19 protein-coding genes are annotated in these 20,300 nt (G+C 75.6%); 12 read left to right on the top strand and 7 right to left on the bottom strand.

Features of this window, described 5'->3' with window-relative positions; all coding sequences use genetic code 11:
• Nucleotides 1-46: 46 nt before the first annotated feature.
• The gene (locus KMZ30_RS04290; RefSeq protein WP_215511447.1) at nt 47-1,507 is read left to right on the top strand and encodes a protein kinase domain-containing protein; all 1,461 of its coding nucleotides are present in this window, start codon (nt 47-49) and stop codon (nt 1,505-1,507) included.
• 8 nt (nt 1,508-1,515) lie between these two features.
• Here the strand turns inward: KMZ30_RS04290 and KMZ30_RS04285 are convergent, their stop codons facing one another.
• From KMZ30_RS04285 to lpdA, 3 genes are read right to left on the bottom strand one after another with little or no spacing between them, the layout of a single operon-like run.
• Complete coding sequence (locus KMZ30_RS04285) at nt 1,516-2,406, bottom strand: TIGR01777 family oxidoreductase (protein ID WP_308279542.1); 891 nt, start codon at nt 2,404-2,406, stop codon at nt 1,516-1,518.
• A gap of 10 nt (nt 2,407-2,416) precedes the next feature.
• Nucleotides 2,417-4,339: a 2-oxoglutarate dehydrogenase, E2 component, dihydrolipoamide succinyltransferase gene (gene sucB, locus KMZ30_RS04280; protein ID WP_215511448.1), complete on the bottom strand. Its 1,923-nt coding sequence runs from the start codon at nt 4,337-4,339 to the stop codon at nt 2,417-2,419.
• A gap of 39 nt (nt 4,340-4,378) precedes the next feature.
• The gene (gene lpdA, locus KMZ30_RS04275; protein ID WP_215511449.1) at nt 4,379-5,761 is read right to left on the bottom strand and encodes a dihydrolipoyl dehydrogenase; all 1,383 of its coding nucleotides are present in this window, start codon (nt 5,759-5,761) and stop codon (nt 4,379-4,381) included.
• A 161-nt stretch (nt 5,762-5,922) separates the two neighbouring features.
• Here lpdA and KMZ30_RS04270 point away from each other — a divergent pair, with 161 nt between their 5' ends.
• Nucleotides 5,923-6,249 carry a hypothetical protein gene (locus KMZ30_RS04270; RefSeq protein ID WP_215511450.1) on the top strand — a complete coding sequence of 109 codons (327 nt, stop codon included), beginning with the start codon at nt 5,923-5,925 and terminating at the stop codon, nt 6,247-6,249.
• Nucleotides 6,250-6,326: 77 nt separating this feature from the next.
• Nucleotides 6,327-6,521, top strand: coding sequence for a DUF5302 domain-containing protein (locus KMZ30_RS04265; protein ID WP_030528209.1), 195 nt, complete (start codon nt 6,327-6,329; stop codon nt 6,519-6,521).
• A gap of 72 nt (nt 6,522-6,593) precedes the next feature.
• Here the strand turns inward: KMZ30_RS04265 and KMZ30_RS04260 are convergent, their stop codons facing one another.
• On the bottom strand, nt 6,594-8,120 hold the full coding sequence (locus KMZ30_RS04260) for a leucyl aminopeptidase (protein WP_215511451.1): 1,527 nt from the start codon (nt 8,118-8,120) through the stop codon (nt 6,594-6,596).
• A 56-nt stretch (nt 8,121-8,176) separates the two neighbouring features.
• On the opposite strand from KMZ30_RS04260, the gene gcvT reads away from it, so the two are divergent.
• The 3 genes from gcvT (at nt 8,177) to KMZ30_RS04245 (ending at nt 12,762) form a co-directional block, all read left to right on the top strand.
• Nucleotides 8,177-9,280 (top strand): glycine cleavage system aminomethyltransferase GcvT, encoded by a 1,104-nt coding sequence (gcvT, locus tag KMZ30_RS04255; RefSeq protein ID WP_215511452.1) that lies wholly within the window; start codon nt 8,177-8,179, stop codon nt 9,278-9,280.
• Nucleotides 9,277-9,492, top strand: coding sequence for a hypothetical protein (locus tag KMZ30_RS04250; RefSeq protein WP_215511453.1), 216 nt, complete (start codon nt 9,277-9,279; stop codon nt 9,490-9,492). The genes gcvT and KMZ30_RS04250 overlap by 4 nt, the downstream gene beginning before the upstream one ends.
• A gap of 90 nt (nt 9,493-9,582) precedes the next feature.
• Complete coding sequence (locus KMZ30_RS04245; protein WP_215511454.1) at nt 9,583-12,762, top strand: hypothetical protein; 3,180 nt, start codon at nt 9,583-9,585, stop codon at nt 12,760-12,762.
• Between the two features lie 10 nt (nt 12,763-12,772).
• On the opposite strand, the gene KMZ30_RS04240 is transcribed toward KMZ30_RS04245, so the two are convergent.
• Nucleotides 12,773-13,351: a DUF3043 domain-containing protein gene (locus KMZ30_RS04240; RefSeq protein ID WP_207021570.1), complete on the bottom strand. Its 579-nt coding sequence runs from the start codon at nt 13,349-13,351 to the stop codon at nt 12,773-12,775.
• Nucleotides 13,352-13,502: 151 nt separating this feature from the next.
• Between KMZ30_RS04240 and KMZ30_RS04235 the strand changes: the two genes are divergently transcribed.
• From KMZ30_RS04235 to KMZ30_RS04220, 4 genes are read left to right on the top strand one after another with little or no spacing between them, the layout of a single operon-like run.
• Nucleotides 13,503-14,804: a dipeptidase gene (locus tag KMZ30_RS04235; RefSeq protein WP_215511798.1), complete on the top strand. Its 1,302-nt coding sequence runs from the start codon at nt 13,503-13,505 to the stop codon at nt 14,802-14,804.
• 17 nt (nt 14,805-14,821) lie between these two features.
• Nucleotides 14,822-15,865: a glutathione S-transferase family protein gene (locus KMZ30_RS04230; RefSeq protein ID WP_215511455.1), complete on the top strand. Its 1,044-nt coding sequence runs from the start codon at nt 14,822-14,824 to the stop codon at nt 15,863-15,865.
• A 55-nt stretch (nt 15,866-15,920) separates the two neighbouring features.
• On the top strand, nt 15,921-16,148 hold the full coding sequence (locus KMZ30_RS04225; protein ID WP_215511456.1) for a hypothetical protein: 228 nt from the start codon (nt 15,921-15,923) through the stop codon (nt 16,146-16,148).
• A complete protein-coding gene (locus tag KMZ30_RS04220) occupies nt 16,138-16,686 on the top strand; it encodes a hypothetical protein (protein WP_308279544.1) in 549 nt (182 codons plus the stop codon). The genes KMZ30_RS04225 and KMZ30_RS04220 overlap by 11 nt, the downstream gene beginning before the upstream one ends.
• Nucleotides 16,687-16,692: 6 nt before the next feature.
• Here the strand turns inward: KMZ30_RS04220 and nadA are convergent, their stop codons facing one another.
• Together nadA and KMZ30_RS04210 are read right to left on the bottom strand one after the other, a co-directional pair.
• Nucleotides 16,693-17,889 carry a quinolinate synthase NadA gene (nadA, locus tag KMZ30_RS04215; RefSeq protein WP_215511457.1) on the bottom strand — a complete coding sequence of 399 codons (1,197 nt, stop codon included), beginning with the start codon at nt 17,887-17,889 and terminating at the stop codon, nt 16,693-16,695.
• A 19-nt stretch (nt 17,890-17,908) separates the two neighbouring features.
• Nucleotides 17,909-18,424: a DinB family protein gene (locus tag KMZ30_RS04210; protein ID WP_215511458.1), complete on the bottom strand. Its 516-nt coding sequence runs from the start codon at nt 18,422-18,424 to the stop codon at nt 17,909-17,911.
• A gap of 86 nt (nt 18,425-18,510) precedes the next feature.
• Here KMZ30_RS04210 and KMZ30_RS04205 point away from each other — a divergent pair, with 86 nt between their 5' ends.
• Together KMZ30_RS04205 and KMZ30_RS04200 are read left to right on the top strand one after the other, a co-directional pair.
• On the top strand, nt 18,511-19,674 hold the full coding sequence (locus KMZ30_RS04205; protein WP_215511459.1) for a glycerate kinase family protein: 1,164 nt from the start codon (nt 18,511-18,513) through the stop codon (nt 19,672-19,674).
• A 143-nt stretch (nt 19,675-19,817) separates the two neighbouring features.
• On the top strand, nt 19,818-20,189 hold the full coding sequence (locus KMZ30_RS04200; protein ID WP_030528221.1) for a HesB/IscA family protein: 372 nt from the start codon (nt 19,818-19,820) through the stop codon (nt 20,187-20,189).
• Nucleotides 20,190-20,300: the final 111 nt, after the last annotated feature.

Raw genomic sequence — 20,300 nt, 5'->3', positions numbered from 1 at the left:
TGGAAAACCTCGCGGCCGTCCTCGCGGGTCGCGGCAGGGTGGTGGCATGGAGACGATGCAGGCGCCCGCGGTCCCGGGGTTCGCGATCGGGCGGCTGCTGGGCAGCGGAGGCACGGCCCACGTCTGGGAGGCGGTGCGGCTCACTGACGGCCGGTCCGTGGCGCTCAAGGTGTCGCACGGCGACCCGGAGGCCGCCGAGGCCGCGGTGCGCGAGGCGGCGGTGTCGAGCCGGGCCGCGGCCGAGCACATCGTGCGGGTCGAGGCGTGCCTGACGCTGCCGGACGACCGGGTCGCGCTCGTCATGCCCCTGATGCGCGGGGGCTCGCTGGCCGGTCTCGTCGGCGCCCGCGGGCACCTCGGTCCCGGTGAGGTCGTCACCGTGCTCGCCCCGCTCGCCGGGGCCCTCGGTCGGCTGCACGCGGCCGGGGTGGTCCACGGCGACGTGTCGCCCGGCAACGTCCTGCTCGACCTCGACGGTCGACCGGCCCTCGCCGACCTCGGCCTCGGACGCGTGCTGGGGGAGGCGCCGGCCGCCGTCTGGGGCACGCCGGGCCACCTCGCCCCGGAGGTGCTGCTCGGGGCCGACCCGACCCCGGCCGCCGACGTCTACGCGCTCGGCGCGCTCGGGTGGCTCTGCCTCGCCGGCGAGGTGCCGGGTGCACCCGGGCTGCGGCCGTCGCTCACGCAGGTGAGCCGGGCGGGGGCGGGCTCGGAGGCGGTGGTCGCCGCGCTCGAGGCGGCCGTCCACCCGCGCCCGGAGGAGCGCCCGGGCGCCGACGAGCTCGCGTGCCTGCTCTTCGCGGCCGCCCGCCCGGAGCCGCTGCGGCTGCGGGTCGCCGGTGACGACGGGAGCGCCGTGACCTACCGGCTGCGCGCGGCGGCCGGGCGTCCGCCGGTCCCGCCGGCACCGGAGCGGGGGAGGCACCGGGCGCCGACGCCGGGGACGACCGACCGCCGCGGGGTCGCCCGGCCGGTCGCGCTCGGCGTCTGCGCCCTGGGTCTCGTGGCGGCCCTCGTCGTGGTCGGCGCCCTCGTCGGGCGGGAGGACCCTGCACGTGCGTCGGTCCCGAGCGCGGCGCCGAGCGCCGGGCCGTCGGCCACGGACGACCCACGCCTCGACCCCCTCGCCCCCGTGCGGCGGCCGCAGGACCTGCTCACCGTGCTCGCCGACGAGCGGGCCGCCGCCTACCGCGCCGCCGACCCGACCCGGCTCGACGCCGCGGAGACCCGCGGCGGCGCCCTCCACCGTCGCGACGCCGCCGCCGTCGCGACGCTCCGGGCGGCAGGGGCGCGGTACGACGGTCTCGCCTACCGCGTCACCGACGTCGTGGTGCGGTCGGCGGACGTGGACCGGGCGACCCTGCGGGCCACGGTGGCCGTGGGCGCGCACCGCGTCGTCCGCCCGGGGGACGACACCGACGTCACGGCCGTCCCGGGGGAGCCGGTGCTCGTCGACGTCGTCCGGACCGCGGAGGGCTGGCGGGTCGAGGCGCTGCGGTCGCCGTGAGGGGCGGGTCAGGCCACGAGCCAGCGGGCCGCGGTGTCGAGGTCGCCGTGCTCGTGGACGAAACCGCTGCCGACGAGGGCCTCGCCGACGATGCGCTGGCTGCCCATGATCTCGCCGGCGAACTCGCCGACGACCAGCCGCAGCGCCGGCGTCGGGGCGGGCAGCACGGCCGGCCGGTGCAGGGCGCGGCCCAGGGCCGCCGCGACGTCCTTCTGCCGGGCCGGGGTCGGACCGGCGAGGTTGACCGGGCCGGTGACCTCCGGGTGGTCGAGCAGGTGCAGCAGTGCCCGGACCTCGTCGACGAGGGTGATCCAGGGCCAGAACTGGCGGCCGAGGCCGAGCGGGCCGCCGAGCCCGAGCCGGGCCAGGCGCAGCAGCGGGGCCATCGCGCCACCCTCCCGGGCCATGACGATCCCGGTGCGCGCGAACGCGACCGACGCCCCGGCGTCCACCGCGGGAGCGGCGGCGGCCTCCCACGCGAGGACGACGTCGGCGAGGAAGCCGGTGCCGGCCGGGTTGGCCTCGGTCAGCTCCTCGTCGCCGCGGTCGCCGTAGAAGCCGACCGCCGAGCCGGACACCAGGCGGACCGGGTGGTCGGCCGCCGCGACGGCCCCCGCGACCGCGGTCGTCGAGTCGGTCCGCGAGGCGAGGATCTCGCGCTTGTAGGCCGGGGTCCACCGCTTGTCCCCGACTCCCGCGCCGGCCAGGTGGACGACGCCGTCGACGCCGTCGAGGACGGTCGGGTCGAGGTGACGGCTCGCGGGGTCCCAGCGGACCTCGTCGGCGGCCGAGGGGGCGCGCCGGACCAGCCGGACCGGCTCGTCGCCGCGCTCACGGAGCGCGGCGACGAGCGCGGTGCCGATCAGCCCGGACGAGCCGGTGACGACGATGCGGCTCACGGCGGGCGCGTCAGAGGCCGAGGTCGGCCTCGAACGCCCCTTCCTCGAGACGCTGCTTCATCGTCGTGAGGAAGCGCGCGGCGTCGGCGCCGTCGACGATGCGGTGGTCGTAGGACAGCGCCAGGTAGACCATCGAGCGGATCGCGATCGTCTCCCCGCCGTCCTCGGCCGTCACGACGACGGGCCGCTTGACGACGGCGCCGGTGCCGAGGATGCCGACCTGCGGCTGGTTGATGATCGGGGTGTCGAACAGCGCCCCGCGCGAGCCGGTGTTGGTGATCGTGAAGGTCCCGCCCGCGAGGTCGTCGGGCATGATCTTGTTGCTCCGCGTCCGGTTCGCGAGGTCGGCGATGCCACGGGCCAGGCCCGCGATGTTGAGGTCGCCGGCGTTCTTGAGGACCGGGACGATGAGCCCCTTCTCGGTGTCGACCGCCATGCCGAGGTTCTCGGTGCCGTGGTAGGTCACCTGCTCGTCCTCGATGCTCGCGTTGACGGTCGGGTGCGCCTTGAGCGCCTCGACCGCGGCGAGGGCGAAGAACGGCAGGAAGCTGAGCTTCGTGCCCTCGCGCTGCGCGAAGTCGGCCTTGGCCCGGTCGCGCAGCCGCGCGATGCGGGTGACGTCGACCTCGACGACCGTCGTCAGCTGCGCCGAGACCTGGAGGGACTCGACCATGCGGCGGGCGATCGTCTTGCGCAGGCGCGACATCGGCTGCGTCGTGCCGCGCAGGCCGTTGTCGGCGGCCGGCTTCGCCGCGGCGGCCGGGGCCGAGGACGACGACGCCTGGGCGTCGGGCTTCGCGGCGGGGGCCTCGGGCTCGGGCTCCGGGGCCTTCTTGGCCTCGGCGGCGGCGAGGACGTCCTGCTTGCGGATACGCCCGCCGATGCCGGTGCCGGTGACCGACGCGAGGTCGATGCCGTGGTCGGCGGCCAGCTTGCGCACGAGCGGGGTGACGTAGCTGCTCGCGTCGGACTCGTTCTCGCGCGGGGTCGGCGCGGTCGAGGTCGAGGAGGACGGCGCGGTGGTCGCGGCCGGGGCCTCGTCGGCGGCCGCGGCGGCCTCGTCGGGCTTCTCCTGCGGGGGAGCCTCGTCGGCCGGGGCCGGCGCGGGCTCCTCCTGCTGGGCAGGCTGCTCCGGCTCGGGCTCCGGGGCCTCGTCCTTCGCCGGGGCCTCATCGTCCTTCGTCGGGGCCTCCTCGGCCTGCGCGGGGGCCTGCTCCGGCTCGGCGGCCGGGGCGGACCCGCCACCGGACCCGCCGACGACGGCCAGGTCGGCACCCACGGGGACGGTCTCGTCCTCCTGGACGAGGATCTTGGTCAGCGTGCCGGCCACCGGCGACGGGATCTCGGTGTCGACCTTGTCGGTCGAGACCTCGAGGAGCGGCTCGTCGACGGCGACCTCGTCGCCCTCGGCCTTGAGCCAGCGGGTGACGGTGCCCTCGGTGACGGACTCGCCGAGCGCGGGCATCTGGACGGTCGTGCCGTCGCCGGACCCGCCGGAGGAGCCCTCCGAGGACGGTGCGGGCTGCTCCTGCTCGTCACCGTCGGACTGCGGCTCGGCCGGCTCCTGGCCGCCCTCGTCGCCGGCGTCCGCGACCGCGTCGGTGTCGGCCGGGTCGGCCACCTCGTCGGCGGGACCGTCGGAGGAGGACTGCTCCTGCGACTGCTCGGGGGCGGAGTCGCCACCGCCGGAGGCGGGGCCGTCACCGATGACGGCGAGGTCGGCGCCGACCGGGACGGTGTCGTCCTCCTGGACGAGGATCTCCTGGAGCGTGCCGGCGACCGGCGAGGGGATCTCGGTGTCGACCTTGTCGGTCGAGACCTCGAGCAGCGGCTCGTCGACCGCGACCTCGTCGCCGACACCCTTGAGCCACCGCGTCACGGTCCCCTCGGTCACGGACTCGCCGAGTGCGGGCATCTGTACACGTTCCGACATCAGTGGTGCTCTCCTTCGTGGGCGGTGGCGGTCATCACTCTAGTTGTGTGCGTGCAGGGGCTTGCCGGCGAGCGCCAGGTGCGCCTCACCGAGGGCCTCGTTCTGGGTCGGGTGGGCGTGCACGAAGGGCGTGACGTCCTCCGGGTGGGCCTCCCAGCCCACGACCAGCTGGGCCTCGCCGACCTGCTCGCCCATCCGGGAGCCGACCATGTGGACCCCGACGACGGGGCCGTCGGTGACCCGGACGAGCTTGACGAAGCCCTGGGTGCCGAGGATCTGGCTCTTGCCGTTGCCGCCGAGGTTGTACTCGTAGGCCTCGACGGCGTCGCCGTGGACCTCACGGGCCTGCTCCTCGGTGAGGCCGACGGAGGCGACCTCGGGGTCGCAGTAGGTGACCCGGGGGATGGTGGACTCGACGACGGGGGCCGGCTCGAGCCCGGCGATCGACTCCGCGACGAAGATCCCCTGCGCGAACCCGCGGTGCGCGAGCTGCAGCCCGGGGACGATGTCGCCGACCGCCCACAGGCCCTCGACGCCGGTGCGGCAGCGCTCGTCGGTGACGACGAAGCCGCGCTCGACCGTGGCGCCGGCCTCCTCGTAGCCGAGGCCGTCGGTCACCGGGCCGCGCCCGACGGCGACGAGCAGCAGGTCGGCCTCCAGCTCCGTGCCGTCCTCCAGGCGGACCGTGACGGCGTCGGGGCCGTCGGTGGCGGAGGCGAAGCGGGCGCCGGTGCGGACCGTGATGCCGCGCTTGCGGAAGGCCCGCTCGAGCGCCTTGCTCGATGCGGGGTCCTCGGCGGCGACGAGCCGGGGGAGGGCCTCGACGACGGTGACCTCGGAGCCGAACGAGCGCATGACGGAGGCGAACTCGACGCCGATGACCCCGCCCCCGAGGACGACGACGCGGCCGGGGACCTCGTCGAGGCCGAGCGCCTGGTCGCTCGTCACGACGCGGCCGCCGAGCTCGAGCCCGGGCAGCGTGCGCGCGTACGAGCCGGTGGCGAGCACGACGTGGCGCCCGACGAGCCGGCGGTCGCCGACGACGACGGTGTGCGGGCCGTCGAGCCGACCGGTGCCCTCGACGTACTCGACCTTCCGCCCGGAGACGAGCCCCTGGAGGCCCTTGTGCAGCCGGGCGACGACGCCCTCGCGGTAGGCGGTGACGGCCGGGAGGTCGACGCCCTCGAAGGTCGCCCGCACGCCGAAGCGGCCGGCCTCGCGCGCCGCGTCGGCGACCTCGGCGGCGTGCAGCAGGGCCTTGGTCGGGATGCAGCCACGGTGCAGGCACGTCCCGCCGAGGAGGTCCTTCTCGACGAGGGCGACCGACAGGCCGAGCTCGGCGGCGCGCAGCGCGCAGGCGTACCCGCCGCTCCCTCCTCCGAGGACGACGACGTCGTGGGTGGCTTCGGCGGTGGCCGGCATGCTGCTCCGTTCTCGCGGTGGCGGTCGGTGGGCACGGCGACGCTGCGGGTGGGCGCGCCGGCCACGTCCCGCATCCTGTCACCCCCGCGGGCTCCGGGACGAGGTGGCGACGCGTGGCGGACGCACAGGGAGAGGGCAGGTGGCTCGCCTATCGTGGGCGCATGGCGTGGTGGAGACGAGGCCGGCGCGGTGGCGCCGCACCGCACGACGGCAGCGACCTCGCGAGCGCGCGGGCCCATCTGGAGGAGTTCGTGGGCACGCGGCGCGGGGTCGAGGCGTACGTGGAGCCGGCGACCAACGTGACCGCGACGACCGTCGTGCTCATCGCGCACGACGGCGAGTGGACCCGTCGCGCCCTGCCCTCCCGCCCGCAGGCCTTCGAGGTCGCGCGGAGCCTCCAGGTGCCCGTGTACGACGTCAACCTCACCGGCTACCCGGCGCGGATGCGGGCCTGGACCGCACGACAGCGGCGCGACGAGCGCGCCTGAGCGAGAACCCGGTGGCCCCGCGGGCCCCGGCGTGGCACGGTGGGGGACCCGATCCCGAGCACCCCGAAGGAGCCGTCATGGCCGCCAAGGACCGACCCCGCGCCGCCGTGCCCGACGACGTCAAGGCCCGCTTCCGGGCGGCCCTGGACAAGAAGCAGGCCCACGGCGGCACCGACGTCTCCGACTCCTCCGAGCACGGCAAGGTCGACCACGCGCACGGCCCGGAGACCAGCGCCCGCCAGCAGATGTTCCGGCGCAAGAGCGGCGGCTGAGCGCCACCCTCCACCACGCGCGCACGGCGGGCACCCCGTCCGGGTGCCCGCCGTGCGTCGTGCGGTCGGTGCTCAGGCGCGCGTGGCGTGCCCCTCGACGAGGCCGAGCAGCGTCGAGACGCCGAACCCGGTGCCGCCCTTGGGGTTGCGACCCTTCGGGCCCTTCTCGTTGAAGGCCGGCCCGGCGATGTCGACGTGCGCCCACGTCATCCCCTCGGGCACGAACTCCTCGAGGAACTTCGCGGCGGTGAGCATCCCGCCGGCGCGGTCGCCCTTGTGCGCGATGTCGGCGGTGGGGGTGTCGAGCTTGGCGCGCAGCGCCGCCGGCAGCGGCATCGGCCAGGCGCCCTCGCCCGCGGCGTCGGCCGCCGCGACGACCTTCGCGCGGAAGGCGTCGTCGTTGCCCATGACGCCCGCGATGTCGTCGCCGAGGGCGATCATCTGCGCGCCGGTCAGCGTCGCGATGTCGACGATCCAGTCGGGGGTCTTCTCGGCGGCGAGGCAGATGCCGTCGCCGAGGACCATCCGGCCCTCCGCGTCGGTGTCGAGGATCTCGACGCTCGTGCCGTCGCGCATGACGACGACGTCGCTCGGCCGCTGCGCGGTGCCGCTCGGCATGTTCTCGGCGAGGCAGAGATAGCCCGTGACGGCCACCGGCACACCGGTCTCGGCGGCGGCGAGGACGGTGGCGGCGACGGCGGCCGCCCCCGCCATGTCGCACTTCATCGTCACCATGCCGGTCGACGGCTTGAGGTTGAGCCCACCGGTGTCGAAGGTGATGCCCTTGCCGACGAGCGCGACCGAGCCCTTGGCGTTCGACGGGGACCAGCTCATCGTCACGATGCGCGGCGGGTTGGACGAGCCCTGGCCGACGCCGGTGATGCCGCCGAAGCCGCCCTTGACGAGCGCCTTCTCGTCGAGCACCGAGACGGTGATCTTCGCGGAGGACTCCGCGGCGCGCTTCTTGACGGCGTCCGCGAACGACTGCGGGTAGAGCAGGTTCGGCGGCATGTTGACGAGGTCGCGGGCCCAGTCGCGGGCGGCACCGAGGACCCCGGCACGGGCGACCGCGTCCTTGGCGGCCTTGCCCTGGCCCAGGCCCGAGACGACGACGATCTTCGGGCCCGTGACCGGCGCGGCGGCCGGGCGGCCCTTGCGCGCGGGCAGGGGGGCGGCCTTGTCGTAGACGTAGCAGCCGGCGAAGGCGCCGTCGGCGACCGCCGAGAGCGACTCGGCGTCGGGCGTCGGGAGGGCCACGCCCACCGCCTTCTTGCCGCGGACCGAGCGCAGCGCAGACGCGGCCGCCTCGCGCAGGACGGTGTGCTCGAAGGAGGTCCGGCGGGTCGTGCCCTCGCCGAGGCCGGTGACGACGACGGAGGTCGCCTTGACACCGGGCACCGCGACGACGCGGTGCACCTCCTCGGCCTTCCCGGTGGCCTCGAGGTCGGCGAGCACCGCCTGGAGGTGGACGACGGCCTTGCGCGGCAGCCCGTGCCCCGCGGCGAGGTCGGCGCCGTCGGGGGTGCGGACGGAGCCGACGACGAGGGCGTCGACCGGCAGGTCGGCGGAGGTCTTGGTCGTCACGGTCAGTGAAGTCATGGCGGCAGACTAACCGGGCCCGGCAGGGCGTCCGGGGCTCGCGGTACGGTGCGACCATGACCGACCTCAAGCACTCGCCGCTGCACGACCGGCACGTCGCCCTGGGCGCGAAGATGGCCGACTTCGGGGGGTGGTCGATGCCGATCGAGTACCCCGGCGGGGGTGTCGTCGCCGAGCACACCGCGGTCCGCGAGCGGGTCGGCCTCTTCGACGTGTCGCACCTGGGCAAGGCGCGGGTCAGCGGACCGGGTGCCGCCGAGTTCGTCAACGCCTGCCTGACCAACGACCTGCGGCGCATCGGACCGGGCCGGGCCCAGTACACGATGTGCTGCACCGAGGACGGCGGCGTCGTCGACGACCTCATCCAGTACCTGCGCTCCGACGAGGACGTCTTCCTCATCCCCAACGCGGCCAACACCGCGCGGGTCGTCGAGCTGCTGGCCGCCGCGGCGCCCGAGGGCGTCGTCGTCGAGGACCTCCACGACCGCTACGGCGTCATCGCGGTCCAGGGCCCGCGGTCGGACGAGGTCCTCGCCCGGCTCGGCCTGCCCGTCGACCACGACTACATGAGCTTCGTCGAGACCGAGTGGGACGGGCTGCCGGTCATCGTCTGCCGCACCGGTTACACGGGGGAGCGCGGCTACGAGATCGTCCCCGCCTGGGACGTCACCGGCTCGGTCTGGGACGCGCTGGCCGCAGCGGTCGCCGAGGAGGGCGGCCTGCCCGCCGGCCTCGGGGCCCGCGACACCCTGCGCACCGAGATGGGCTACCCGCTGCACGGCAACGACCTCTCGCTCGACATCACGCCGGTCATGGCCGGCGCGGCGTGGGCCGTCGGCTGGGACAAGCACGCCTTCTGGGGCAAGGAGGCGCTGACCGCCGAGCGCGCGGCGAAGGAGAGCCGGCTGATGCGCGGCCTCGTCGTCACCGGCCGGGGCATCCCGCGCTCGCACTGCGCGGTGACCGACGCCTCGGGCGCCGTCGTCGGGGAGGTCACCTCCGGCACCTTCTCGCCGACCCGCAAGCAGGGCGTCGCGCTCGCGCTCCTCGACCGGTCGGTCACCCTCGGCGACGAGGTCTCGATCGACGTCCGCGGCCGGGCGGTGGCGGCCACCGTCAGCAAGCCGCCGTTCGTCGAGGCGGGGGTGCGCGGCGCATGAGCGAGCAGTGGTCCTGGACCTTCGCGGACGCCGACGGCGCCCCCGTCACCGGGGAGCCGACGACGACCACGACGTTCCCGACGCAGTCCGACGCCGAGAGCTGGTTCGGCGAGGTCTGGCACGAGCTCGCCGACGCCGGGGTCGCCTCGGTGACCCTCCACCGGGAGGGCGCGGTGGTCTACGGGCCGATGGGGCTCGAGCCGGCACCCTGACGCGCCGGGACGTATCACCGTCCGGCCACACCGCCTCCTGCCGGAGGACGATGGGTCGACGGGCCGGCGAGGCCGGGTGAGGAGGTCCGCATGGCGACGGAGCCGACGCCGGTCCGCGACGCGTTCGCGGCCGGGCTGCCCTCCCAGGGTGCGGCGCTGGCCGGGGGCTGGGCGAGCGCCCTCGTCGCCGCCGTCATCGCGCTCGCGCAGCTCGACGGGCTCGTCGCACAGGTCGTGACGGCCGGCCGGACCGTGTCGCTCGGCGGGCTCACCTCGCTCGGCGCGGTGCTCTCGCCCGGGGCGACCCGGGAGAGCTGGGCGCTCGTGGCGCCGACCGTGGCCGCCGTCCCCGGGATGGCCCGCTGGGTCGTGGCCTACGCCCTCGTCGACGTCGGGCTCGTCGCGCTGTACGCCCTCGGTGCGGCGGCCCTGCTGCGCCCCGCCGTCGCGGGGCCCTCGCGCGGGCGGCCCTGGTCGGTCGCCGCCCTCGTGCTGCTCGGCGTCGGGGCGGTCGCCGACCTCGTCGAGTCCGCGCTGCTGGTCGACCTCGCCGACGGCGCCGGCCACCCCGTCGCACTCGTCACGGCGAGCGCCGTCAAGTGGCTCGGGCTGCTCCTGGCCGTCCTCGCGGTCGTCCTCGCCGCCCGGCAGCGCAGCGACACCCCGCGCGGGCCGACGCACCCGACGCCCTTCGGGCCGCAGGACACCCGCACGCCCTCGGGCCCGGTTCGCCGGGTCGCCGGCGCGCTCTACACCCACCGGTTCAGCCTGCTCGTCGTCGTCCCGTTCGCGGCCCTCGGGCTGGCCTCGGGGACCGACGTCCTCGACCAGCTCCCCGACGTGCAGCGGCAGTGGGTCGACTCCGGCCCGGCGTGGCGCGCGCTCGTCAGCGGGGTGCTCACCGCGCTCGTCGCGGTCCTCGTCGTCGTCGTCGGTCGGCTGCGCAGCCACCACGTCGCGATGCGCGTCCTCGGCGACGGCCCGAGGCCCAGCGCGGCGCCCTACCGCCGGCCCTCGCTCCTGCCGTGGTTCGTCACGCTCGCGGTGCTCCTCGTCGGGCTGCCGCTCTCGCGGCTGCTCCTCGGCCGCTGGGACGTCATCGGGGTGCGGTTCGGCCTGGCCGTCGGGATCCCGCTCGTCGTGTGGGCCGGCTCGCTGTGGTGGCGACGGCGCGGGGGCCCGGTGCCGTGGAGCCCCTACCGCCGGCCGGTCACCGCGGAGCAGGCGGCGACCAGCCGGGTCGTCGGCGACGTCCTCGGCGTCCTCGTGCTCGTCATCCCCGGCCTGGGACTGGTCCGCGCGTTCACGGCGCCGGTGGCCCTCGGCAGCGAGGGGTGGAACCTCGCCCTCCTGCTGCTCGGTGCCGTCGGAGCGGTCCTCACCTGGCCGCTCGCCCGGTGGGTCGCCGGCGTCGTGGGCCGCCGCGGACCGGAGGACCTCCTCGTCGCCCTCGTGCCGGGGCGGGTGCTGGGGGAGACCTCGCAGAAGCGCTCGCGGCTCGGGGGCTGGCTCCTGCTCGCGCTCGGGGTCGCCCTCTTCGTCGTGCTCGGCCTCTTCCCCGAGGGCAGCGCCGAGCGGCTCGGCGTCATCGGCGTCATGCTCCTCGCCGTGACCGCCGTCGCGCTGCCGCTCGGGGCCACCGTCATCCTGCTCCAGGGTGGCGGCGCACCGGACCTCCTCTCGCGGCCGATGACCCCGGTGCTGCGCACGGCCCCCGTCATGACGCTCGTGCTCCTCTCCGGCCTCGTCGTCGGGCTGACGGGCAGCGACGCCCGGGTGCACGGCCTGCGCACCCTGGCCGAGAACGCCCCGGACCCCGCGGCCCGACCCGACCTCGCGAGCCGGCTGGGGACGATGCTGGACCAGCCCGGCTGCGGCACACCGCTGCCCGGGACGTCGTATCGCGTCCGCCCGCTGTTCCTCCTCGCCGCCGAGGGTGGCGGCATCCGCGCGGCGGCGTGGACCGCCCTCGGGACCGACGCGCTGCACGCCGCCGGGGGTGACTGCGCCGAGGCGCTCGTGTCGTCGGGGGCCAGCGGCGGGGCCGTCGGCCTCACGGTGTCCGCCTTCGCCGGCACGAGCGGGGAGGCCTTCCCCGCGGTCGAGCGGATGGCCGGCCCGGACGCGCTCGGCTCGGCGGTGAGCGGCCTGCTCCTGCGCGACCCGCTGCGGTCGGTCACCGGCCTGGCGTTCCCGACGTCGGGGGAGCGCGGCTGGGTCGACCGCGCCGGGCTGATGGAACGGGCGTGGGAGCGCGCCGTCCCGGGGCTGCGGACGCCCTACCTCGCGCCGCCGGACGGACGGGTGACCGGCGCCCTGGTCCTCAACTCCACCTCGGTCGCGACCCGGTGCCGCACCCTGCTCAGCCAGGTCGGGCTCGACACCGCCCCCGACCCGCGCGACTGCCGGACCCCCACCGCGGTGCCCGACTCGGTCGACCTCCTCGCCACGCTGCGCACGGGATGCACGGGCCGGTCACCGGCGCTGCGGGCGAGCACCGTCGCGCTCCTCGCCTCGCGCTTCCCCTACGTCACGCCGTCGGGCGTCGTCGCGACCGGGTGCCCGGACGGCGGGGGATCGCCCGACACGCAGCAGGTCGTCGACGGCGGCTACGCCGACAACGACGGGCTCGGGACGCTCGTCGACCTCGCACCCCGGTGGCTGCCGGTCCTGCGGGCGCACAACGCGGCGGTGACGGCAGGCCGCCGCGACGCCCCGCTCGTGCTCCCCGTCCTCGTCTACCTCGACAACGGCGAGGGCAGCGACCTGTCGGCCGACCGGGCCGGGGCGACGAACGAGGTCCTCGTGCCGCTGCTCACCAAGGGGGCGGCGACGGCGGGGCTGTCGTCGACGGACACCCAGCTGCACCGGGCGCTCGACGTGCTCGCGACGCGCGACGTCGTCCCCGGGTGCGAGGACGTCACGGGCGCGGCCTGCGAGGCGCTGGAGCGCTGGCGCGGCCCGGCGGTCAAGGTCTTCTACCAGCCGACGCGGCCCTCCATCGCGGCGCCGCTCGGCTGGGTGCTGTCACGGGAGTCGCTGCGGACCCTGCGGTGCGCGCGCGACGACCAGGTCGCGGGCACCGGCCTGGCCTCGGTCGCGGACGGTGCCTGCGACACCGCGCCGGCGGTCGCGAGCGAGGGGCTCGCGCCCACCGTCGTCGCCGACGCGTGCACGGCCGCGGACCGCGACGAGTCGCCGCTGTCGGCCCGGGGCTACGGCACGATGCGCTCGGCGCTCTGCCTCGCCCGCGGGGCGAGCGGCGGCTGAGGCGCGCGGGTCAGGACGGGTACTCGCCCCGCGCGACCATCGGGACGGGACGACGGCTGCGGCGCAGCTGGAAGACGCGCATGACCGCGTACGAGACGCTGCCCTTCGGCACGCCGTCGGCGCCGAACTTCTCGACGAGGCGGCCCTTGAGGCGGCGCCACATGAGGACGGTGTCGATGACGACGAGGAGGACTGCGCCCCACGTGAGGTAGACGCTCGCGGCGAAGATCGCCGGCTGGTTGACCAGGCTGAGGGCGAGGACGATGAGCATCACCGGCAGGAGGAACTCGCCGAGGTTGCGTCGGGCGTCGACGAAGTCGCGGATGTAGCGACGAACCGGGCCGCGGTCACGCGGCGGGAAGTGGGTCTCGTCGCCGGTCTCGAGCGCGCGGCGGACCTTGGCCAGCTGCTCGCGGCGCTCCTGCCGGTCGCGGCCGCGGGCGGCCTTGCGGTCGGTGACGACGAGGGGACGCTTGCGGGCGGCCTCCTGGTCGCGCCGCTTCGGCGTGGGGCGGCCCTTGGCGCCCTCGCGGGCGGCCTGCGCCTGCTCCGCGGGAGCCTCTTCACTCGACTTGCTGCGTCCGAACACGGAGCCAACTCTAGGTGCACCCGCGGGGTGCCCCTGTCCGCCCGGGGCGCGGGCGCCGCCGGCGGCCCGCGGGTCGGTAGGGTCTCGAGACGTGACCGACGTGCTCCCCGACGCCCAGAAGACCGCCCTCCGCGAGCGCATCCGCGAGCTGATGCCGCAGGTCCGCGCGGACCTCGAGGCCCTGACCCGCATCCCGTCCGTCTCGCTCGACGCCTTCGACCAGGCCCACGTGGAGGCGAGCGCCGAGGCGACCGCCGAGCTGCTGCGCGCCGAGGGGCTCGAGGTCGAGATCGTCCGCGAGGGCGGCCGGCCCGCGGTCATCGGCCACCGCCCCGGCCCACCCGGGTCGCGCACCGTCATGCTCTACGCCCACCACGACGTCCAGCCCCCCGGCGACGAGGCGCTCTGGGACACCCCGCCGTTCGAGCCGACCGAGCGCGACGGCCGGCTGTACGGCCGCGGCGCCGCCGACGACAAGGCCGGGGTGATGGCCCACGTCGCCGCGCTGCGCGCCCACGGGGACGACCTCCCCGTCGGCGTCACGGTCTTCGTCGAGGGCGAGGAGGAGATCGGGTCGGACTCGCTGCCGACCATCCTCGAGCGACACGGCGAGCGGCTGCGCGCCGACGCCATCGTCCTCGCCGACAGCCAGAACTGGGACGTCGGCGAGCCGGCCCTCACGACGACGCTGCGCGGGATGATCCGCGTCGTCGTCACGGTGACGACCCTCGACCACGGCGTGCACTCCGGGATGTTCGGTGGCGCCGTCCCCGACGCGATCACCGCGCTCGTCCGGCTCCTCGCGACGATGCACGACGACGCCGGCGACGTCGCGGTCACCGGTCTCGATGCGGGTGAGGCCTCCGACCTGGACTACCCCGAGTCGCGGCTGCGGGCCGAGTCCGGGCTGCTCGACGGCGTCGAGGTCATCGGGACCGGGTCGCTGCTCTCGCGCCTGTGGACCCGCCCGGCGATCACGACGATCGGCCTCGACGTGCCGACGATCGAGCGCTCCTCCAACACCCTCGTCCCCTCCGCCCGGGCCAAGGTCTCGATGCGCCTCGCGCCGACCCAGGACGACCTCGCCGCCTTCGAGGCGCTCAAGGCCCACCTGCTGGCGAACGCGCCGTGGGGCGCGCAGGTCGAGGTCGAGCTCGAGGAGCGCGGGCTCGGCTTCGCCGCCGACGCGCAGGGCCCGGTCTACGACCAGGCGCGGGCCGCGTTCACCGACGCGTGGGGGACCGAGCCGGTCGACATCGGTGTGGGCGGGTCCATCCCGTTCGTCGCCGCCTTCGCCGAGCGCTTCCCCGACGCCGCGATCCTCGTGACGGGCGTCGAGGACCCCGACACGCGCGCGCACGGCGCGAACGAGTCGCTGCACCTCGCCGAGTTCGAGGCGGTGTGCCTCGCCGAGGCGCTCCTCCTCGGCCGTCTCGGCGCACTCCCCGCCTGATCGAGAGAGGACCGGCCGTGGCCCAGGGCACGTACGTCGAGGACGACTTCCAGCGCGACACCACCTACATCGAGGACCGGGTGACGGTCGACGGCGCCGGCGAGCACGAGTGGCCGGTCGAGGCCGGGCGCTACCGGCTCGTCGTCGCCCGCGCCTGCCCCTGGGCGAACCGGGCGATCATCGTCCGGCGCCTGCTCGGCCTCGAGGACGCGATCTCGATGGGCATCTGCGGCCCGACGCACGACGCCGACTCGTGGACCTTCGACCTCGACCCCGACGGCCTCGACCCCGTCCTGCGCATCCCGCGGATCAAGGACGCCTACGAGAAGCGCTTCCCGGGGTACCCGCGCGGCATCACGGTGCCCGCCCTCGTCGACGTCCCGAGCGGGAAGGTCGTGACCAACGGCTTCGCGCAGCTGACCCTCGACCTGTCGACGCAGTGGCGGGAGCACCACCGCGACGGCGCGCCGGACCTCTACCCCGAGGCGCTGCGCGAGGAGATGGACGTGGTGATGAAGCGCGTCTACACCGAGGTCAACAACGGGGTCTACCGCTGCGGGTTCGCCGGCACCCAGGCCGCGTACGACGCCGCGTACGAGCGGCTCTTCACGGCGCTCGACTGGCTCGAGGAGCGCCTCGCGACCCGCCGCTTCCTCATGGGCGAGACCATCACCGAGGCTGACGTCCGGCTCTTCACGACCCTCGCGCGCTTCGACGCGGTCTACCACGGGCACTTCAAGTGCAACCGCAGCAAGCTGAGCGAGATGCCGGTGCTCTGGGCGTACGCGCGCGACCTGTTCCAGACCCCCGGCTTCGGCGACACGACCGACTTCGTGCACGTCAAGAGCCACTACTACGAGGTCCACCGCGACATCAACCCGACGGGCGTCGTGCCGGCGGGCCCGGACCTCTCCGGCTGGGCGACGCCGCACGGCCGCCAGGAGCTCGGCGGACGGCCGTTCGGCGACGGTTCCCCGCCCGGCCCACCGCCGGTGGGGGAGCGCGTCCCGACCGCGCACAACCCGCACGTCGGCGACGACGGCCTCGTCCACGCCGGCTGACGTCTGATGTCAACCATCCCTTGACATGTGGTCAACGTCAAGGGATGGTTGACGCATGACCGCGCAACGCACCGCCCTCGGCGGCGGCACGACCCTCGTGCTCGCCGGCCTCGTCACCTTCTGGCTGAGCCGGGTCGTCGACTCCGGCTTCGTCCACGGGCTGTTCCAGGGGATGACCGTCGCCCTCATGGTGCTCGGCGCCGCGACCATCGGCAGTGGCCTCTGGGGCCGGGCATCCGGCGGCGACCGACTCTGGCTGCCGAGCCGTGACCGTGACGCCTGAGCCGCTCGCGCCCGCGGCCGAGCCCGACGAGGCGCTGGCCGACCGGCTCGCCCGGGTCGTGCTCGGGCCGGTCGGGGCGCAGGAGGCGCCGGACACCCTCGCGCTCGTCGCGCGGGCCGCGAGCGCGCACACCGCGACCCGCGACCTCCTGCAGCAGGCGGTGGCCGCGGCCCGGGCCGACGGCCGCAGCTGGGCCGCCGTCGGCGAGGTCCTCGGCCTGAGCCGGCAGGCCGCCCAGCAGCGGTTCGGCGGGGTCGTCGACGACGGACCGACCGAGGCCGAGGAGCGCTGGCTCGGCCCGGTCACCGCCTTCGACGAGATGCCCGAGCTCGAGCTCGCCGGGCGACAGGGCTGGCGCACGGTCGGGGCCGGGATGCTGCGCCACCGGATGGTGCGGACGCCGACGCAGTGGGAGCACCGCCGGGTGCTCTGGTCGCGTCCGGCCGGCGCGTACGAGGGCGACGGGTGGGTCGTCGCGGTGCGCGCCTTCCCCTGGCTCTACCTCGTCCGGGACACCGGGCGGCCCGCGCAGGCGTGAGGTGGGTCAGTCCTTCGAGGTCTCGCCGGGGAGGGCGAGCATCCGGTCGAGCGCGACCTTCGCCCAGTGCGCGACCTCGGGGTCGACGCGGATCGGGTTGACGACGCGGCCGTCGACGAGCGACTCGAGCGCCCACACGAGGTGCGGCAGGTCGATGCGGTTCATCGTCGAGCAGTAGCAGACGTTCTTCTCGAGGAAGAGGATGCGCTGCTCGGGGAACTGCGCGGCCAGGCGCCGCACGAGGTTGAGCTCGGTGCCGACGGCCCAGGCCGTGCCGGCCGGGGCGGCGGCGATGGTCCTGATGATCTTCTCGGTCGAGCCGACCTCGTCGGCGAGCTCGACGACCTCGTGGCGGCACTCCGGGTGGACGATGACCCGGACGCCCGGCACCTCGCGGCGGGCGGCCTCCACCGCCTCGACGGAGAAGCGGCCGTGGACCGAGCAGTGCCCGCGCCAGAGGATCATCGTCGCGTCGCGCAGCTGCTCCGGGGTCAGCCCGCCCATCGGACGGTGCGGGTCCCAGACGACGCAGCCGTCGAGGTCGCCCCCGAGGTCGCGGACGTAGGTGTTGCGGCCGAGGTGCTGGTCGGGGAGGAAGAGCACCTTGCCGCCGTCACCGGCCTGCTCGAGCGCCCACGAGAGGGCGGTGCGCGCGTTGGAGGAGGTGCAGACGGTGCCCCCGTGGCGCCCGGTGAAGGCCTTGATGGCCGCGGACGAGTTCATGTAGGTGACCGGCACGGTCGCCTCGGCGACCCCGGCGGCGACGAGGTCGTCCCAGCACTCCTGCACCTGGTCGAGCGCGGCCATGTCGGCCATCGAGCAGCCGGCCGCGAGGTCGGGCAGGACGACGGTCTGGGCGTCGGAGGTGAGGATGTCGGCCGACTCGGCCATGAAGTGCACGCCGCAGAAGACGACGTACTCGGCGTCCGGGCGCGCCGCGGCCTCCTTGGCGAGCTTGAAGGAGTCGCCGGTGACGTCGGCGAACTCGATGACCTCGTCGCGCTGGTAGTGGTGCCCGAGGACGAAGAGACGGTCGCCGAGGGCCTCGCGAGCGGCCCGGGCGCGCTCGACGAGCCCGGGGTCGGATGGTGCCGGCAGGTCGCCGGGGCACTCGACCCCCCGCTCGGTCGCGAGCTCGCGCCCCTGCCCGAGGACGAGGAGGGGGAGCGGGGCGTGCTGCGGCGTGCCGGTCGTGGTGGTCACGGCGACCGATCCTAGGCGGTCAGCCCATCGACCTCTGACCGTCGACCGTCTCGCGGATGACGTCGGCGTGGCCGGTGTGGTGTGCGAGCTCGGAGAGCAGGTGGAGGAAGGTGCGCCGCGCGCTGCGGTGCTCGCCCGGGGTGAACCACGGCGCGGGCGGCAGCGGGTGGCTCGCGTCGAGGTCGACGGTGCGGACCAGCTCGTCGGTGTGGGCGGCGACCTCGCGGTAGAGGGCGACGACGCCGTCGAGCGTCTCGTCCTCGAGCAGGCGGAACTCCCGCTCCCGGGCCTCGAGGTCGGCGTCGTCGCCGCCGGCCATCGTCCCGTGCTCGACGAAGTCGGTCCATCCGCGCTCGGTCAGGGCGACGTGCTTGACGAGCCCGCCGAGGCAGAGGCTGCTGGCGGTCGGCGTGAGCCGGGCCTGCTCGTCGGTCAGGCCCTCGACGGTGTGGAGGAAGAAGTACCGCTGCTGGGCGAGCGCCTCGAGCAGGGCGACCCGCTCGGGGTCGAGGTCGGCGGGCTGGGTCTCGGTCACGAGGGCCTCCTGGCGGCTGGGCTGGTGGCGCGACCCTAGGCCCGTCCACCGACACCCGCCAGGGCCTGCGGCGATACGCTCGCCCCGTGCGCGTGCTCATCGCCCCCGACGCCTTCGGCTCGACCCTCGGGCCGGTCCAGGTGGCCACCGCGATGGCCGAGGGCTGGGCCCTCGGCGCCCCCCACGACGAGGTGCGCCTGCTGCCCCTCTCCGGCGGCGGGCCGGGCTTCCTCGACGTCGTCGCCCGCGCCTGCGGCGGTGACATGGTCGCGACGACCGTGAGCGACCCGCTCGGGCGCGAGGTGCCCGCGACCCTCCTGCTCGTCGACGAGCCGGGGCGGCGCACCGCCTACGTCGAGGCGGCGCAGGCCATCGGCCTGCACCTGCTCGCCGCCGACGAGCGCGACGCGGGCATCACGAGCACCTGGGGGGTCGGGCAGCTGCTCGAGGCCGCGGTCGCCGAGGGCGTCGACCGCGTCGTCGTCGGGGTCGGCGGCGGTGCGACGAACGACGGGGGAGCGGGGATGCTCGCCGCGCTCGGCGCCGGTCCCGCCGACGTGCTCGCCCGCGGGGGCCTCGCCCTGCGCGGCGCCGACGAGTCCGCCCTCATCGGCCTCCCGGGGGTGCTCGACCGGCTCTCGGGCACCGAGATCGTCCTGGCGACCGACGACGAGACCCCGCTGCTCGGCCTCTCGGGCACGAGCGCCGTCGGCTCGCCGGGCAAGGGCGCCACACCCGAGACCTCGCAGGCGCTGGAGTCCGCGCTCGGCCACTTCACCGACGTCGTCGGCCGGGCGGTCCCGCGCCCGCTCGACCTCCTGAGCGGGCAGCCGCGTCGCCTCGACCGCGAGCTCGGCGCCGGCGCCGCCGGGGGCCTCGGCTACGCGCTGCTCGTCCTCGGCGCCCGGCCGGTGCCCGCGGTCACCGAGGTGCTGCGCCTCACCGGCTTCGACGTCGCCGCGGCGGGCAGCGACCTCGTCGTCACGGCGACCGACCGGCTCGACTGGACCTCCGTGCGCGGCTCGGTCGTCTCCGGCGTCGCCGAGGCCACCGCCGCGACCGGCCGCCCGGCCGTCGTCGTCGCCGGCGAGCTGCTCGTCGGGCGCCGCGAGACGATGACGATGGGGCTCGCCGGCTGCTACGCCCTCGCCGACCACCCGCACGAGGTCGACGCGATGCTCGCCGACCCGGTCGGCACCCTGCGGGCCCGCGCCCGGCGCGTCGCGCGCACCTGGTCCCCGTCCCGCTGACGGCACAGGAGTGGGCGGGGGCGCCGTCCGTCGGGGGCGCGACGTACAGTGGAGGAGTCCGGGAACACCGAGGCCCCGCCCGGGGTTCCCCCTCGTGGCGGCCACCCGGCCGGCCCACCGACAGCGACGAGGAGTCCTCACCCATGAGCGACCAGCTCCAGACCACCGAGGCCACCACCGAGACCGCCGCCCACGGCGTGCTGCTCACGGACGTGGCCGCCTCCAAGGTCGCCTCCCTGCTCGCGCAGGAGGGGCGCGACGACCTCCGGCTGCGCGTCGGGGTCCAGCCCGGCGGCTGCTCGGGCCTGATCTACCAGCTCTACTTCGACGAGCGCACCCTCGACGGTGACCTCGTCCGCGACTTCGACGGTGTCGAGGTCGTCGTCGACCGGATGAGCGCCCCCTACCTCGAGGGCGCGACGATCGACTTCTCGGACACCATCGAGAAGCAGGGCTTCACGATCGACAACCCCAACGCGGGCAGCTCCTGCGCCTGCGGCGACAGCTTCAGCTGACGCACCCCGGACGGGCCCGGACCTCCTCGAGGGGTCCGGGCCCGTCCGCGTCCCCGGCCGCCGGGTAGGGTGGCCGGGTGCCTATGCCCCGCCCCGGGGCCCAAGCGACCG

This window comes from Phycicoccus mangrovi (assembly GCF_018729305.1).
Classification (GTDB): domain Bacteria; phylum Actinomycetota; class Actinomycetes; order Actinomycetales; family Dermatophilaceae; genus Phycicoccus; species Phycicoccus jejuensis.
This window is presented reverse-complemented; position numbering and strand designations above follow the sequence as displayed.

Excerpts from the sequence above, each read along its gene's own strand:
- KMZ30_RS04290 (WP_215511447.1), top strand. The coding sequence starts at position 47 with ATGGAGACGATGCAGGCGCCCGCGGTCCCGGGGTTCGCGATCGGGCGG.
- sucB (WP_215511448.1), bottom strand. The coding sequence starts at position 4,339 with ATGTCGGAACGTGTACAGATGCCCGCACTCGGCGAGTCCGTGACCGAG.
- lpdA (WP_215511449.1), bottom strand. The coding sequence starts at position 5,761 with ATGCCGGCCACCGCCGAAGCCACCCACGACGTCGTCGTCCTCGGAGGA.
- KMZ30_RS04270 (WP_215511450.1), top strand. The coding sequence starts at position 5,923 with ATGGCGTGGTGGAGACGAGGCCGGCGCGGTGGCGCCGCACCGCACGAC.
- KMZ30_RS04265 (WP_030528209.1), top strand. The coding sequence starts at position 6,327 with ATGGCCGCCAAGGACCGACCCCGCGCCGCCGTGCCCGACGACGTCAAG.
- KMZ30_RS04260 (WP_215511451.1), bottom strand. The coding sequence starts at position 8,120 with ATGACTTCACTGACCGTGACGACCAAGACCTCCGCCGACCTGCCGGTC.
- gcvT (WP_215511452.1), top strand. The coding sequence starts at position 8,177 with ATGACCGACCTCAAGCACTCGCCGCTGCACGACCGGCACGTCGCCCTG.
- KMZ30_RS04250 (WP_215511453.1), top strand. The coding sequence starts at position 9,277 with ATGAGCGAGCAGTGGTCCTGGACCTTCGCGGACGCCGACGGCGCCCCC.
- KMZ30_RS04245 (WP_215511454.1), top strand. The coding sequence starts at position 9,583 with ATGGCGACGGAGCCGACGCCGGTCCGCGACGCGTTCGCGGCCGGGCTG.
- KMZ30_RS04235 (WP_215511798.1), top strand. The coding sequence starts at position 13,503 with ATGCCGCAGGTCCGCGCGGACCTCGAGGCCCTGACCCGCATCCCGTCC.
- KMZ30_RS04225 (WP_215511456.1), top strand. The coding sequence starts at position 15,921 with ATGACCGCGCAACGCACCGCCCTCGGCGGCGGCACGACCCTCGTGCTC.
- KMZ30_RS04200 (WP_030528221.1), top strand. The coding sequence starts at position 19,818 with ATGAGCGACCAGCTCCAGACCACCGAGGCCACCACCGAGACCGCCGCC.